The organism is Tritonibacter sp. SIMBA_163 (assembly GCF_046535935.1).
In the GTDB taxonomy this organism is placed as follows: Bacteria; Pseudomonadota; Alphaproteobacteria; order Rhodobacterales; family Rhodobacteraceae; genus Epibacterium; species Epibacterium scottomollicae.
The window spans coordinates 1-15,739 of the sequence record NZ_JAWJBP010000021.1 but is presented as its reverse complement, the minus strand read 5'-3'; the positions used below and the strand labels follow the sequence as shown (position 1 = coordinate 15,739).

The 15,739-nt window shown below is 61.7% G+C and carries 13 protein-coding genes and 1 pseudogene; 4 read left to right on the top strand and 10 right to left on the bottom strand.

The window, feature by feature from the left end:
• Positions 1 to 229 precede the first annotated feature (229 nt).
• On the top strand, positions 230 to 1,513 hold the full coding sequence (locus tag R0J92_RS18840) for a nucleotide sugar dehydrogenase (RefSeq protein ID WP_411052727.1): 1,284 nt from the start codon (positions 230 to 232) through the stop codon (positions 1,511 to 1,513).
• Positions 1,514 to 1,886: 373 nt separating this feature from the next.
• Here the strand turns inward: R0J92_RS18840 and R0J92_RS18835 are convergent, their stop codons facing one another.
• Positions 1,887 to 2,858: a KpsF/GutQ family sugar-phosphate isomerase gene (locus R0J92_RS18835; protein WP_317387050.1), complete on the bottom strand. Its 972-nt coding sequence runs from the start codon at positions 2,856 to 2,858 to the stop codon at positions 1,887 to 1,889.
• A 207-nt stretch (positions 2,859 to 3,065) separates the two neighbouring features.
• On the opposite strand from R0J92_RS18835, the gene R0J92_RS18830 reads away from it, so the two are divergent.
• Complete coding sequence (locus tag R0J92_RS18830; RefSeq protein ID WP_411052726.1) at positions 3,066 to 3,839, top strand: substrate-binding periplasmic protein; 774 nt, start codon at positions 3,066 to 3,068, stop codon at positions 3,837 to 3,839.
• A gap of 180 nt (positions 3,840 to 4,019) precedes the next feature.
• Here R0J92_RS18830 and R0J92_RS18825 read toward each other — a convergent pair whose 3' ends face one another.
• The 6 genes from R0J92_RS18825 to rfbC form a co-directional block, all read right to left on the bottom strand.
• Entirely contained in the window at positions 4,020 to 5,273 is a 1,254-nt protein-coding gene (locus tag R0J92_RS18825; RefSeq protein WP_411052724.1) for a glycosyltransferase family 4 protein, read from the bottom strand.
• 15 nt (positions 5,274 to 5,288) lie between these two features.
• On the bottom strand, positions 5,289 to 6,161 hold the full coding sequence (gene rfbA, locus R0J92_RS18820; RefSeq protein WP_411052723.1) for a glucose-1-phosphate thymidylyltransferase RfbA: 873 nt from the start codon (positions 6,159 to 6,161) through the stop codon (positions 5,289 to 5,291).
• Positions 6,158 to 7,003, bottom strand: a complete 846-nt coding sequence (gene rfbD / locus R0J92_RS18815; RefSeq protein ID WP_411052722.1) for a dTDP-4-dehydrorhamnose reductase — start codon at positions 7,001 to 7,003, stop codon at positions 6,158 to 6,160. The genes rfbA and rfbD overlap by 4 nt, the downstream gene beginning before the upstream one ends.
• 66 nt (positions 7,004 to 7,069) lie before the next feature.
• Positions 7,070 to 8,122, bottom strand: coding sequence for a dTDP-glucose 4,6-dehydratase (gene rfbB, locus R0J92_RS18810; RefSeq protein WP_411052721.1), 1,053 nt, complete (start codon positions 8,120 to 8,122; stop codon positions 7,070 to 7,072).
• Positions 8,119 to 9,303, bottom strand: a complete 1,185-nt coding sequence (locus tag R0J92_RS18805; protein ID WP_411052720.1) for an acyltransferase family protein — start codon at positions 9,301 to 9,303, stop codon at positions 8,119 to 8,121. Before R0J92_RS18805 ends, rfbB begins: the two co-directional genes overlap by 4 nt.
• A gap of 8 nt (positions 9,304 to 9,311) precedes the next feature.
• Entirely contained in the window at positions 9,312 to 9,860 is a 549-nt protein-coding gene (gene rfbC / locus R0J92_RS18800) for a dTDP-4-dehydrorhamnose 3,5-epimerase (RefSeq protein WP_411052719.1), read from the bottom strand.
• Between the two features lie 432 nt (positions 9,861 to 10,292).
• Between rfbC and R0J92_RS18795 the strand changes: the two genes are divergently transcribed.
• Both R0J92_RS18795 and R0J92_RS18790 read left to right on the top strand, forming a co-directional pair.
• A complete protein-coding gene (locus tag R0J92_RS18795; RefSeq protein WP_411052718.1) occupies positions 10,293 to 10,673 on the top strand; it encodes a hypothetical protein in 381 nt (126 codons plus the stop codon).
• A 39-nt stretch (positions 10,674 to 10,712) separates the two neighbouring features.
• Positions 10,713 to 13,034, top strand: a complete 2,322-nt coding sequence (locus tag R0J92_RS18790) for a M10 family metallopeptidase C-terminal domain-containing protein (RefSeq protein ID WP_411052717.1) — start codon at positions 10,713 to 10,715, stop codon at positions 13,032 to 13,034.
• Positions 13,035 to 13,131: 97 nt separating this feature from the next.
• Here the strand turns inward: R0J92_RS18790 and R0J92_RS18785 are convergent, their stop codons facing one another.
• The 3 genes and pseudogenes from R0J92_RS18785 to R0J92_RS18775 all read right to left on the bottom strand — a co-directional run.
• Entirely contained in the window at positions 13,132 to 14,226 is a 1,095-nt protein-coding gene (locus R0J92_RS18785; protein WP_411052716.1) for an AGE family epimerase/isomerase, read from the bottom strand.
• On the bottom strand, positions 14,223 to 15,032 hold the full coding sequence (locus R0J92_RS18780) for an alpha-2,3-sialyltransferase (protein WP_411052715.1): 810 nt from the start codon (positions 15,030 to 15,032) through the stop codon (positions 14,223 to 14,225). Before R0J92_RS18780 ends, R0J92_RS18785 begins: the two co-directional genes overlap by 4 nt.
• Positions 15,033 to 15,036: 4 nt before the next feature.
• Positions 15,037 to 15,739 (bottom strand): annotated as a pseudogene (locus tag R0J92_RS18775) (transferase); the annotation flags it as partial.

Genomic DNA, 15,739 nt, shown 5'->3' with positions numbered 1-15,739 from the left:
TTGGGAATTGCATCGGGAAACGATAGCGGACTCATATCCTAGATGTGATCCTCCACGCATATATCGAGGAGTTGGTGACATCATTCCCGAGGGCATCCAACTTGCAGATCAGCTACGGAATACTGCAGTGATCACAAACTGGGCAGTGCTGGTTGAAACCTGCCTGTGACGCGTTTTATGAGAAGTCTCGCCGGACCAAATGGGTCCGTCATCCTCAGGAGGGTCCACGATGACCGAAAGCCACCCAGCCGGTGAACGTATTTGCGTGATCGGCCTTGGTTATGTGGGGCTTCCACTGGCCGTCGAATTCGCAAAATACCGCCCGGTTGTTGGGTTTGATATCGACGAAAGCCGCATCGCAGAGCTGCGCCGCGGGGAGGATCGTACCCTTGAGATTGATCGGACAGAGCTTGAAGCCGCGCATCACCTCACCCTGAGTGCTGACATTGCGGATATCAGCGACGCGACAATCTACATTGTCACCGTTCCCACACCCATAGATGCGACCCGGCGCCCTGACCTGAGGCCACTTCTGTCCGCGACCCGAACCGTCGGCCAGGTGCTGAAACCCGGTGACACCGTGATCTATGAGTCCACCGTCTACCCTGGTGCAACGGAAGAAGACTGCGTCCCTCTCCTCGAAGACATATCCGGACTGCGCTTCAATACTGATTTTGGCGTTGGCTACAGCCCCGAGCGGATCAATCCGGGCGACAAGCAACGGCGCTTGCCCGATATCGTCAAAATCACCTCCGGATCGTCGCCCTCCACGGCGCAGAAAGTTGATGCGCTCTATCGAGGTATCGTAACCGCTGGCACATATCAGGCAGAAAGCATCCGAGTGGCCGAGGCCGCCAAGGTCATCGAAAACAGCCAGCGTGATATCAACATCGCCCTCATCAACGAATTGGCCATGATCTTCAACAGGATGGGGCTGGATACCGAGGCCGTTCTGAAAGCGGCCGGCACCAAGTGGAACTTTCTCAACTTCCGCCCCGGTCTTGTTGGGGGGCACTGTATCGGCGTCGATCCTTACTACCTAACGCACAAGGCCCAAGAGCTGGGCTATCACCCGGAGATGCTCTTGTCGGGACGCAGGCTCAATGACGGGATGGGGGATTACATCGCGCAGCGGATGATTAAGGCCATGCTCCAGCGCCGCATGCCTGTCGTGGATACACGGGTCCTGATCATGGGGCTGACATTCAAAGAGAACTGTCCTGATCTGCGCAATACGAGAGTGATCGACGTGATCGAAGGGCTACGGGAGTTCGGAGTCACAGTTGATGTGTATGATCCGCATGCCGATCCGGATCTCGCGCGTTCAGAATACGGTCTTGAGCTGACGCCTGCCCCGGAGCAGGGCGTTTATGATGGTGTGATCCTTGCCGTCGCGCATCAGGAATTTCGCGAGATGGGCGCCGCCACGATCCGCGCGTTCGGAAAGCCCGCTGCGCTGCTATACGATCTGAAGTATCTGCTACCCGCAGAGGAAGCCGATCTGAGACTGTAGCCTACCAGGAGCAGCGCTGACTGACCTGCTTCGGGGGCTGACGATCCAACATGGCACGCAGTTAACGCCGTGACTGCATTGCCTGCGACACCTGTGATCGGTTGCGGTGGGCGGTTACCTCATCACAAGCTTTATCCGTTAGCTTGCAGTTCTTAGGCTCTTCGGGCGGGGCGCCGAAGCGGCTAGGTGTGCGGGAAGGCCTTCGGCAGAGCTGCCAAAAGGAGAGACGGCTCACAGGCTCAATCGATGTCTTCCGCAGAAAACTTGAGCCTGTTCGTGATCATACCGGAATTGGGCGCTTCTGCCGTCCTCGACCTTCTGGACCGCTTCATCTTCAAATATGCGTTCTCAAGGCCGCGTGTTTTCTTTGGTCTCAGCCCAACCCGGCGCGCAGGCAATCGTGGATGTGCAGCAGCCCCACCACGCGGTCCTCTGCATCCAGCACAAACAGCGCCGAGATCTTGCGGCTGTTCATCTCGTGCAACGCTTCGGAGGCCAGTGAACCGCTGCGGATCACCTTGGGGCCACGGGTGGCGACCTCGCCGGCGTTGCGCGCCATCAGCCCGTCCATGTTGCGGCGCAGGTCGCCATCGGTGATGATCCCCAGAAGCCGCCCGCCTTCGACCAGACCCGCAAGACCAAACCCCTTGGCGGTCATGGTCAGCAGCGCCTCCGACATCGGTGTGTCGGGATCCACCAGCGGCAGCGCCTCGCCCTTGTGCATCAGCCCGTCCACCAGCATCAGCTGCGCGCCCAGCTTGCCGCCGGGGTGGAAGACCTTGAAATCCTCGCGTTCAAATCCACGCCGCTTCATCACCGCCACCGCCAGCGCGTCGCCCATCGCAAGCGTCGCCGTAGTCGAGGTGGTCGGCGCCATGCCAATGCCGCAGGCCTCCGGTGCGTCGGGCAGCAGAAGCGTCACATCCGCCTGGCTGGCCAGCGTGCTGTCGGGCTTGCGGGTGATGGCGATCAGCGGAATGCCGAAGCGGCGGCTGTAGGTGACAATGTCGGTCAACTCCGAGGTCTCGCCCGAGTTGGACAACACCAGGCAGACATCGCGCGGCGTCACCATGCCCAGATCACCATGGCTGGCCTCGGTGGCATGCACAAATTGCGCCGGTGTCCCGGTGGAGGCCAGGGTGGCGGCGATCTTGTTGCCGATATGGCCGGATTTGCCGACGCCAGAGACAATGACGCGCCCCTCCATCGCCTCGAGAATCTCCACCGCCCTGAGCTGTGCGGCGCCCAGTTCAGAGGCCATTCGGGTCAGGGCTGCGGCCTCGACGGTCAGCACGCGGGCCATTTCGGCAAGGGTTTCGTCGGGGCTCATCTGTCGCGGGGTCATCTCAGGGTCTCCGGGCACGAGGATCGTCTGCTGCCTTGCTGTGTAGGTGGCACCGGCGGGAAAAGCCAGTCTTCTCACAGCAGCGGCCCGGAGAGGACGGCCTGGCACGGGGGCTTGCGTAAACTGGACATACAGACTCCAGCGAATATTAACCCGATCCGGCTATGTCATCGGCACCCTTCCCCTTTGCAATAGAAAGGATCTGCCATGTCAAAATCCAAAGGCGCCCTTCTCGCCACAGCCACCTGTGCCGTCGCCCTGCTCTCCTCCGCCGTTTCGGCAGAGACCATCCGCCTGGTCCAGGACGAGGCTTATGCCCCCTATATGACCATGACCGACAAGGCCCCCACCGGCATCTGGGCTGATGTCATCACCGAGGCCTTGTCGCGCATCGACGGCGATTATGACGTGGTGCTGGAAGCGCTGCCGTGGTCGCGCGCCGTGAACCTGGTCGAGGGCGGTCAGGCCCATGGTCTGGTTGGCACCTATCACAAGCCCGACAGCCGCCCCTGGATCGGCACCTATTCGGTGGCGCCGTTCACCGAGAACGTCTCGGTCTTCTGTCGCGATGGCGTCGCCGAGGAGGGCTGGTCCTACCCGCAGGACTTCAAGGGGCTGACCTTTGGCAACAATGCCGGCTTTGGCACCCCGGGAGAGGAGTTTTTCGCGCTGGTCACCGGCGGTCTGATCTCCCTGCAAGAGGCGCCGACCACAGATCTCAACCTGAAAAAGCTCGCTGGCGGTCGCATCGATTGCTACGTGCAAGAACAGCGGACCGCCGAGATGGCCATCAACGCGCTGGGGCTTACGGGCATCACCCGGGTGCTCGATACGTCGGTCGAGGACAGCATGATCGGTTTTCGCGGCAGCTGGCAGGGTGATGAGGCCGCGGGCTTTACCAGCGCCATGGACGGCGCGCTCAAGGCGATGATGGAAGATGGCACCATCGATCGGATCATCGCCGAGACCGTGGGCGGCTGAGCCGCGCCTGATGGGGAGGATCCCAAAAGGATCCGCCCCGTCCCCGGAAACCGTGGCGTATTGTCCAAGGCTATCTGGCGCGGGAGGACCACTCCCGCGTTGCGCTCACTCTGCGCGTGGTCGGCAAGCAGATCCCGCGCAGGCCCTGAAGCGCCGGATTAGGAAGGCGCGCCCCCTGCCCTAAACCTCCGGCAGGCGGATCGGCGGCGCGGTGCTGACCAGCCGGTTGATCTGGCGCAGATGCTCCGGCAGGCAACGGGTCAGGAAATCATAGTCCCGCATTACCCGCGCCCGCGCCTGCCCGCCCAGTTCGGCAAACTCATCAGGCCGCGCCAGCACCTCGGCCACCTGTGCCGCCAGGGCCTCGGGGTTGAAGAAATCCACCAAAAGACCGGTCTCGCCATGGCTGATCGCCTCGCGCACCGGTGCCACATCGGCGGCCACGATGGTGGCCTCCATCGCCATCGCCTCCAGCAGCGACCAGCTGAGCACGAAGGGCATGGTCAGATAGATATGGCAGCGCGACAGCTGGATGATCCGGCACAGATCGCCATATGGCACCCGGCCGAGGAAATGCACCCGGCTCCAGTCCACGTGCTGGCCGACCTCTGCCTCCATCTCGCCGCGTAATCCGCCGGGGTGATCGCTTTCGCGCCCATAGGAGGCCTCATTGCCGCCGATCATCAGGATGCGGGCATTGGGCCGCGCCGCCTGGATCGCCGGCAGGGCGCGCATCATGATGTGAAAGCCGCGGGCGCGCTCCATGTTGCGGGCCACATAGGTGACCACCTCATCGGCACGGGAAATCGGCTGGCTCAGCCGCCCGAGGGTGATGTCCGCATCCGGGTTTGCCTGCAGCCGGTCGGCGCGGATGCCATCGTGGCAGACATACATCTTGTCGTGAAAGCTGACCGGGAACCGATCCCGCTGCCAGTGGGTCGGCACATGGCCCAGATCCACCACATCGCGGTTGAGACTGGGCACCACGTTGCGGGCGCGGTTGAAATAGGGCGCATGCGGTCCGGGGGGCTGTTCGGGGTCAAAGCCCACCATACCGCCCTCCATATTATAGTAATATTCAAAGAACCCGAGGATCGGCACCTCCGGCCACAGGTCCTTGAAGAACGAAAGCTCCCCCCAGCCGGTATGGCCGAGGATGATATCGGGGCGAAACCCGGTCTCCTTCTCGAAGGCCTGCGCCGCCTGGACTGCGCCAAAGCCTGCGCCAGCGGCCATCTCCCAATCCTTGGCCAGACCAAACGCGGCCTTGGCCGGTTTGTGAAAGGGTTTGTAGGACAGCGTATGCACGCCCGGGATCTTCACGTCGCCGCGCTGTGTCAGGAATACCAATTCATGGCCGCCCTGCGCCGCCAGCCAATGCGCCAGCTCGCGATACTGGCCCGGCATGTTCTGATGCACGAATAGCAGCTTCATCCGCCCTGCTCCGCCTTAGTTCAAAAGCCGCTTCAGATAGGTCCCATAGCTGTTTTTCTTGAACAGTTCCGCCCGCTCGGCCAGCGCGTCACGACTGATCCAGCCGGCGTGATAGGCGATCTCTTCCAGACAGCCGGTCTGCAGCCCTTGTCGTTCATGCAGGGTGCGCACGAAGTTGCCCGCATCCAGGAGGCTGCCGTGGGTGCCCGTGTCCAGCCAGGCATAGCCGCGGCCCATGGTCTCCACCGACAGTTGACCCTCGTCGAGATACATCTGCAACAGGTCGGTGATCTCCAGCTCGCCCCGTGCGGAGGGCTGAACCTCCTTGGCGCGTTCAGGCGCGGTTCCATCCAGGAAATACAGCCCCGTCACTGCGTAATTCGACGGTGGTACATCGGGCTTTTCGATAATCTGTTGCGCGCGGCCTTCGCCATCAAAAGAGACCACACCGTACCGCTCGGGGTCGGAGACGTGATAGCCAAAGACGGTCCCGCCCACCGGTTTGGAATCCGCCGCCGCCAAGAGCTCCGGCAGCCCGTGCCCAAAGAAGACATTGTCGCCCAACACCAGCGCCGAGGGGGCGCCATTCAGGAACTCTTCCGCCAGGATGAACGCCTGCGCCAGACCATCGGGGCTGGGCTGTTCCACATAGGTCAGCGACACTCCCCATTGGCTGCCATCGCCGAGCAAGCGTTTGAACTGATCGGCATCCTGCGGCGTGGTGATAACGCAAATCTCGCGAATGCCCGCCAGCATCAGAACCGAGATGGGATAGTAGATCATCGGCTTGTCATACAGCGGCAGCAGCTGCTTCGACACAGCCATTGTGATCGGATAAAGCCGGGTGCCGGAGCCTCCGGCGAGAATGATGCCCTTGCGCTCGGTCATTCTTTGAGCTCCTTCAGAATATCGCGCAAACCGCTGTGCCAATCAGGCTGCGGAATGCCAAAAACAGTCTCTAACGTGGTGCAATCGAGCCGGGAATTCAGCGGGCGCACCGCCGGTGTCGGGTAATCGGAGGTGGGAATATCGGTCACGTCACAGGCCAGCCCGGCTTGGTTGAAAATCTCGCGCGCAACGCCGGCCCAGCTGACATGGGGAGCGCCCTGAATATGGTAGACACCGGATTTTGCCGGATCAGCGATCAACTGACGCGCCATTTTCAGGCAGGCCGCTGCAATGTCGCGGGCCGGTGTCGGGGCGCCGATCTGGTCGCCCACAATGGTCAGCCGGTCGCGCTCTGCTCCCAGCCGCAGCATGGTCTTTACAAAATTATGCCCATGCGCCGAAACCACCCAGGAGGTGCGCAGGATCGCATAGGTTCCGCCCGCTGCGATTACCGCCTCTTCACCTGCGCGCTTGCTGCGGCCATAGGCATTGGGGGGGGATACCGGATCACCCGTCTGCCACGGCGCCTCGCCGGTGCCGGCAAAGACATAATCGGTGGAGATCTGAACAAACGGAATCCCCGCCTGCACGCAGGCCGCCGCCATCGCGCCGGGGGCAGCACCATTGACGATCGTGGCGAGGTCTTCTTCCTCTTCCGCCTTGTCGACGGCCGTATAGGCGGCGGCATTGATCACCGCCTGCGGCGCGTGATCGCGGATCGCGGCGGCACAGGCGCCGGGGTCAGACAGATCCGCGCCCGCACGCCCCAGACAGGTCACCCCCTCATGATCCGCCAACTCGCGGGCCACCTGACCGGTTGCCCCAAACACAAGGATGCTCATATCCGCCCCTTCTTCATCTTTTCCCAAATACCTCCGCCGGAGGCCCCTGCCCGCAAGGGCAGGCTCTTATGCCTTCACGCCCAGCCGCTCGCCGACGCCGGTGCGGGACTGGAGCGCGCGCCACCAGGCCTCATTGTCGAGATACCACTGCACGGTTTTTGCCAGCCCTTCTTCGACGGTGACCGAAGGCCGCCAGCCCAACTCGTCCCGGATCCGGCTGGGGTCGATGGCATAGCGCGCATCATGGCCCGGCCGATCCGTCACAAAGGTGATCTGCTCCTTGTAGGATTTGCCATCGTCGCGCGGGCGCTTGTCATCGAGGATCGCACAGAGCGTCTCCACCAGCTCCAGGTTGCTGCGCTCGTTCTCGCCGCCGATATTGTAGCTGCGCCCGTTCTCGCCCTTCTGCAGCACGCAGAGCAGGGCGTCGGCGTGATCCTCCACATAAAGCCAGTCGCGGATGTTCGACCCGTCGCCATAGATCGGCAGAGCCTGACCGGCGAGCGCATTGAGGATCACTACCGGGATCAGTTTTTCCGGGAAATGATAGGGGCCGTAGTTGTTGGAGCAATTCGTGAGCACCACCGGCAGCCCGTAGGTCTCATGCCAGGCGCGCACCAGATGATCCGAGGAGGCTTTCGACGCCGAATAGGGCGAGCGCGGATCATAGGCGGTGTCTTCGGTGAACATCACAGATTTGTCGGCAGGCAGGGAGCCATAGACCTCATCGGTGGAGATATGGTGAAACCGGAACCGGGCGGGCTTGCCCACCGCGGCCCAGAACTTGCGCGCTGCCTCCAGCATATTGAACGTGCCGGTGACATTGGTCTCGATGAAATCGCCCGGCCCGTCGATCGAGCGGTCCACATGGCTTTCGGCGGCCAGGTGCATCACCATATCCGGCGCATGATAGGCAAAGACCCGGTCCAGCGCGGCGCGGTCGCGGATGTCGGCCTGCTCAAAGGCATATCGCGGGCTGTCCGCGACGCTGGTCACATTGTCCAGGCAGGCCGCATAGGTCAGCGCATCGACGTTCACCACCTCATGGCCAGCGGCAATCGCCTGCCGCACCACCGCAGAGCCAATGAACCCCGCCCCGCCTGTCACCAGTATCTTCATCGCCTCTGCTCCTTGCCCGACCGTCCGTGATCCGCATCACCACCCGATGCGGTTTCTCTTTCCTGCCCTGTGCCTGTGCCGACCGCAACCCGCCCGAAGGGTTTGTGCCGCAAGCGCAGGAAAAACCGCTCATAATGGCGAAAGCTCAGCTCCGCCAACGCAACTGTACCGCCCCAGTACAGCACCAGGAAACCAACGCCGTCCTGTGCCAGTCCCAACGGGTTTGCCAGACTGCTCACCCCGTGCAGCACCAGGAGATGCAAGAGGTAGATGCCGTAGCTGACCATGCCCACCCGCACCAGCGGCGTCAGGCGCAACAGCGGGTGCAGCCAGCTGTCCTCGCGCAGCACCAGCGTGGCCAGCCAGCCGGTCATCGCCAGATGCATCAGCAGATAAGGCCAGCCCGCCAGCACCTGCGGCAAAAGGCCAAACACCAGCGCCAGCAACACCCCAAGCAGCAGCAGCGGCATGCAAGGGTGGCCGAAACACCGCCACATCAGCCCGAACCCGCGCCGGTCATGCAACACCAGCGCCAGCCCCGCCCCCAGCAGAAGCGGCGCATAGGTCACATCCGGCAGATGCACCCACAGCGGACCCAGATCAAACGCCGTGATCCCGATCCCCTCCAGGGCGCCCGTGACCGCCACCACGTTGAGCCCGATCCCGACGACCAGCACGCCCCCCCAGACGCGCGGCGGCAAAAGGACCATTAGCAGCGGCCAGATCAGGTAGAACTGCTCCTCCATCGCCAGCGACCAGGTGGGATAGAGCGTCGGAATGTGATCGGTCAGGAAATTGGCGAGGAACAGATAATAGGCCGGCCAAAGGGAGGCGGTCTCCCAATGGCCCTGCCAAAGCACGAAGTACCCCCCCGCCAGGGTCACCACCAGATAGTAGAGCGGCAGGATCCGCAGGGTCCGTCGCCAGTAAAACCCCCGGAGCGAGATCCGCCCATCGCGCTCCCGTTCGCGCACCAAAAGCGTGGTGATCAAAAACCCCGAGATCACGAAGAACAGATCCACCCCCAGAAAGCCCCGCGACCACGGGCCGGTGACGCGCGCCAGCGCACTGTGGTGGATCAGCACGGCCATGATCGCCAGCGCCCGGAGCCCATCCAGCGCCCCAAAGCGGACCCGCTCCAGATAGGCGCGATGGGCTTGGGACACGGAGAGCGAGGACATGGGAGCGATCAGAAGGTGAAGGGGCTGTCGAACTCCGCCAGCGCAGGCGCGGCGGCGTCCTTCTGTGACAACAGGGGTTGTCCGTCAAACCCCCAGTCGATGCCACAGCTGTCCCAACGCACCGCCCCATCGCAATCGGGTGCATAATAATCGGTGCATTTGTAGATGATCTCGGTCATCGGCGCCCGGGTGATGAACCCGTGCAGGAACCCTTTGGGCACCAGAAGCTGGCGCCCGTTTTCGGCCGTCAGCTCGATGCCGAACCACGCGCCATAGGTGGGAGATCCCTTGCGGATGTCCACGGCGACATCAAACAGCGCGCCTTGCCCGCAGCGCACCAGCTTGTCCTGTGCCGCGGGCGGGGCCTGAAAGTGCAACCCGCGAATGGTGCCGACCTCTGCAGACATCGAATGATTGTCCTGCACGAAATCCAGATCGATGCCGTGCTCTTCCATCCGCTTGCGGTTCCAGCTCTCGGAGAAAAAGCCACGGGCATCTCCAAACCGCGCGGGGGTCAGGATCTTCACGCCGGGAAGGGTGGTGTCTTCGATCTTCACTTTTTCTGCTCCATCTCAGGGCCAATCACCGGAGTGATGCGGGTAACCTATACGCTCTTTTGAAAGCTGAAAACCAGACGCGTGTCAGCCCCTTTCGAACTTGGTAGCAACTCTGCGAAAACATCACTTTAAACCGGGCGTGCGGGGGGACCTATCAGGAAAGGGCCGGACATCGGGCTGGACTTGTGAAAAACATAAAACACCACCGCGCGCTTCGTTGCTCATCGGCGCCATCGTGTAAGATCTTATAGTGAAAATCGTTGCTTTCCTTGGTCCTGCACGTCAGAAAAGTGTCAATCAGAAACGGTAGATGAACACCCGATGTGGCGATGGCAAGAAACCGAAAGACGGCGACGGCTGTGTCTCAGCGCGCTCAGGATCCTCTGTGTAGTTCTTGGTGTGCTGCCCGCTCAAATGAGTTTGGGGCATACCATGAGCTCTGATCCCGGAGTTGTGCTGCAATGCCCCACCAATGCACCCGAGCCTGACGCGCTCTGTGAGGCTTTGGCCGCAGCGCTGGAGGCCGTCCTGACAGAAGCCGAGAGCGCGCGGCATATTCGCCGCAGCCAGCTCCCGCCTGCAAAGTCGCCGCCGATCGCTGACACGAATACCCTGCGCCTGGTGTTGTCCGACGTCCGCAGTGACCGTATCAGCGGCCATTTGACATGGCAGGCCGGAAACAGCGCGGCACTGACAGGCCCCGAGGTGGCGCTGGATGTGATGGACACCACGTTATCAGCCAAAATGTATCCCCGTTTCGTACAGGGTTTGCTACAAGCCAGCCCACAAATCATCAAAAGCCTGCATGATTGATCCTGCCCCTGTTGTTTTCAATTAAGAGATAGAAAAACGATGTGTTTCCTTTGCAATGCCACCCAGACATTTGACCCCCTGCGCCACGGCGAAGACGGTGCTGGCGAGTTTGCCGCGATTACCGAAGGGTTCGATGCCAGCGCCTCCACCGCCACGGCCTATTCCATCTCCGCAGGGGATACGTTTACCGGCATGCGCAGCAGCGCGGGCGATGATGACTGGGTCGCAATCACGCTGACTGCGGGCGAAACCTATGTTTTTGATCTGGACGGTTCAGGCAGCGGCGGTGGCTCCCTCTATGATACCGACCTCTATCTCTATAACGCGGCTGGCACTCAACTGGCCTATGATGACCTGGACGGAGAAGCCTATGACGCTGAACTGACGTTTGAGGCGACCTATACTGGCACATATTACATCGGTGTCTCGGCCTGGGACTCCTCCTACACAGGCAGCTATACGCTGACCGTGAGCACCCAGGCCCCGGAAGGGCCCGCCAGCCTGGACGAGATGGCCGCCTTCCTGACCGATGGCTACTGGGAAGAAGTTGGAGGGCGCTCAGGGCGCAGCTTCAACACCTCCGCAGACAACCAGATCTCGGTCAATATCACCGGGCTGACCGCCGCCGGACAACAGCTGGCCCGCTGGGCCTTCGAGGCCTGGGAACGGGTCGCCAATCTGGAATTTGTGGAAACCGGATCCTCCTCTGCCGATATCACCTTTGATGATGCGGCAAGCGGCGCCTATGCCCAGTCCGTGACCAGTGGCGGCACCATCCTGTCGTCGGAGGTGAATGTCTCGACCAGCTGGCTCGCCGGCTCCGGCACGTCGATCAACAGCTATTCCTTCCAGACCTATGTGCATGAGATCGGCCATGCGCTGGGGCTTGGCCATCAGGGCGCCTATAATGGCAATGCCACCTACGGCACTGATGAAACCTTCAGCAATGACAGCTGGCAGCTGTCGGTGATGTCCTACTTCGACCAGGACGATAACAGCACGACCACAGCCTCCTTTGGCTATGTGGTCACCACGCAAATGGCCGATATCGTGGCGATCCAGAACCTCTATGGGGCCGCGGGTGAAAGCAGTGAAACGGCGGGTGATACCACATGGGGCGCCAATACCACGCTCACCGACAGCTATCTCTATGATATCTTCGGGGTGCTCGAGGGGCGCAACTCTCCGGATCGCGACCCCGCCAACAGTATGACTCTGACTATCTACGACGTGAGCGGCACCGACACCATCGACCTCAGCAATAACAACACCAGTGACCGCATGGACCTGAACGATGGCACCTTCTCGGATGTGGCAAGCCTGACCGGCAATATCGGTATCGCACGCGGCACCGTGATCGAAAACCTGATCGCAGGTAGCGGCAATGACACCATCACCGGCAATGAGGCCGACAATCAGATACAGGCCGGCGCGGGCGCTGATATCATCAGCGCAGGTGCCGCTCATGATACGGTCTGGGGCGGCGCGGGCAACGATAGTATCGATGGCGGCACCGGTGCCGACAGCCTCTATGGCGGTGCAGACAACGATACGCTGGAAGGCGACAGCTCCACCGACGAGCTGCTTGGCGGCGCGGGCAACGACAGCATCATCGGCGGCACCGGCGCCGATACGCTCTATGGCGGTGCGGGCAATGACACCATGTTTGGAAACACCGCGCTTGACACCATCTACGGCGAAGGCGGCGATGACTACATCTCTTCCGGTGATGGCGTCGATTACGTCGACGGCGGCGCGGGAAATGATACCATTTATGGTCGCTCCGGCTGGGATAGCCTGTTTGGTGGCGATGGCGATGATCGCCTCTATGGCAGCGCCGGTGACGATCTTCTGAATGGCGGCGATGGAAATGACTGGTTTTCCGCCGGCTCGGCATGGGACACCGTATTTGGCAACGCCGGGAACGACACGCTTTATGGAAACTTCGGCTCTGATGTGATGTCAGGGGGAGACGATGATGACGTTCTTTATGGGGGCACCGGAGACGACACCCTGCGCGGCGGCAATGACAACGATACGCTCTATGGCAATCAGGGGGTCGATGAGCTCAAAGGCGGTGCGGGCAACGACCTGCTGCGCGGCGGAACGCTAGCCGATACCTTCGTCTTCGACGTCGGACATGACCAAGACGAGATCGAGGATTTCAGGCTCAACGAAGATCTGCTGCACCTCTCCTCGGAGCTGGTCGACGGGCTAAGCAGCACCCAGGATGTGGTAGACATTTTCGCCAGCATCCAGAACGGTGTCGTGGTCTTCGACTTCGGCGATGGCGACCAGATCACCTTCTCCAACCTCTCCAACCTCACAGGGCTGGAAGACAATATCCTCATCACCAGCTGATCCCCCGACACCGGAGGAGAGACGGTACCAAAACAATAACGGGCAGTGCCAAGCACCGCCCGTTTTATATAGCAGGGACCGAACCCATTGTGAGCGTTCAGACCGAGACACCGCCCGAGAGGTAGAAGCGGAAGGCCACAAGGATGTGATAGAAGGTCGAGGCAGGCATGTTCTCCGACAGGAGCTCCCCTGCGGCAGAACGCTTGTCATACCAGCCCCCCGCTACCGGCGTGTCGAGGTATTGATCCCACATCAGGGCCAGGACCGCCTCAGGGCTCGGAGCCCCGACTGGGGTCTCGCCCCGTCGCGCCATGGCGACAGCCGCTTTCAGCAACTCGGTCTGCGGCCACATCCGGCGGGTCTCAGACGCCGGGTCGGCGCGGTCCGGCAACAGGCCGGTGGCATCGCGCCGCGCCAGTACCGCGCCATAAAGCGTTGCTATCTTCACATCGGCGCGGCGCCCTGTAACCTGCTCGTAGCGGTCGATCAGATAGACCCATTCTGCCATATGGCCCGGCTCTACCGCCTGTTCATCAGCCCCCAGCGGGCTCCAGTCCTCGGCGAAATACTCCAGTACCCGGCCATCTTGGGTGAGGAAGGCGTCGCGAAACAGGCCCAGGCATTCCTCCGCCATGTCGCGAAAGCGGCCTTCGCCGGTTGCGGCAAACAGCGCGGTTGCGGTTTCAAACATATGCATATGCGGATTCTGGCGGCGCGGGAGGTCACGGGCGACGTTCTCATACCAGCCGCGCGGCGCTTTCAATTTCGCCAGTTCCGCTTCGAGCCGGGCCAGGTCGGCAGCGACATCCGCACCCATATCAATCAGCGCCGAAGCCGCCAGCAGCATGAAGGCAAGATCATAGAGATCATGCGGCGCGGTCAGGATCGACGTATCGGGCGCCAGGCGCGCCGCGAGATTGCCGCTGGCCGCATCAAAACCATGATCCATGGCAAAGCGGAACAGCCTGAGCGCCAGCGCGTGATGCGCAGGGTCTTCGGACATGGCAAAGCAATAGGCTTGGCGCACCTGCACCCGCAAACGGCGCTGCATGTCGGCGCAGGGAGCGCCGTTGTGATCGAGGGCCTCCCAGACGGTACCGGTGGCAACATCCACCCCGGCGCCGGTCCACAACGGCAGCGCCTGATCCTGTAGCCATGCCGGCAGCAGGGTTTTGAAGTCCATGGTCATCATTGCGGTAAGATCCTCTTTCTAATGCCCTGCAGCGCAGTTTTGCTCCGGCGTAGAGCCTTAAGCGCCCCAATTGGATAAAGACCGGCCCGGCTTGCCCAATCTGTAGGCGGGGCGGTGCGAGGCAGGTCAAGTCCGTCTCCGCCCCGATCAGGGGCCGGGGTCGTTACATCCCGCAGCACCGGGCTGTCACTGAGACGCAAGAGCCGAACATCCCCCCGCGCTTGCAGCAGTCGTAGGATGGCATGATCCAATTCCAGATCATGCAGGTGATGATCAAGTCCACGATGCGCGAGGTCCTGCCCCATCAATGCCCGATAATGCGGACCTGGTGAAAACGGGTAACGGTTTCGGGTCCCGTAGAAGTCCATCCCCGCCAGAAGGATCGTCTCCGCCCCCAGACCATGCGCCATCAGCACCGCGTAAATGCCTGTCGTGGGGTGGCGCCCATGCCGGGAGATCAGCTGCCGCACCTCCGTCTCGAGTGATGTGTCTCGGTAGCGCATGGGGTGAAAACTCTGCCCAAAGCGCCGCCGCCCAGCCCGGATCACCCGCGGATTGTGACTGCTCCAGCCCCCCAGATCGTAGTCACTGCGGCAGCGATACAGGGTTTCGAACATGAAGGGCGCTACGCGAGGGTCCCCGCCCATAAAGGCGAGGTCCACCCGGCGTCCGAGATGAAACCGCTGTTCAAAGAAGAAATTATTGGTTCGAAGGATGAAATCATCCGCCAGGATCGCGCCCTGTGGTATCTGCGCCAAAGAGGCCCCATTGCCGGCCACGACAACCGGGCGGTCGCGCAACTGCATGCCCTCAGCCCGTCGCAGTTGCCATCAGAATATCCGACATTGATCTGAGCGCCCCCTTGCCACCGGGCAGGGGCAGAATCCAGTCGGCCAGCCCCAGGATCGAGGGATGCGAATCCGATGGGCAGGCCGACAGGCCCGCATGTTCCATCGCCCCACGGTCATTGACGTCATTGCCCACATAGAGGAGATCGCTCCAGCTGAGGTCACGGGCGGCAAGCCAGCTCTCAAGCGCGGCCACCTTGTCGTCGACACTGTGATGCACTTCGAGTTGCAGCTTTTCGGCGCGTTTCAACACCACCGGATTGCGCTCTTTCGACAGGATCATCATCTGGTAACGCCCACTGTCGCGCAGCGCGGAAATGCCCATGCCATCCCCGCGCGACGTGCGCACGCTCTCGACACCGTTCTGGTCGGTAATCACCAGATTGTCGGTATGAACCCCGTCAAAATCCATCACGATGGCCTTGACCGCCGCCAGCCGCGCCCGCGCGATCTCGCTGCGCCCACCAGCCTGGGCGATCTGGGAGCAGAGGGCAAAATCCTGCAAACTGTCGATCTCGATTGGCGGGTGGTCGACAGGATAGAGCGCAACCGAACCGCAGAAGCGCTGGCCTGTCTCAAGGAATGGCGCAAGCTGGACACAGTAGATCGCGCCGCTCTCGCAATATTGTGGCGGCAGATCCTGACGGCGCTGGCGCTGCTCGCGT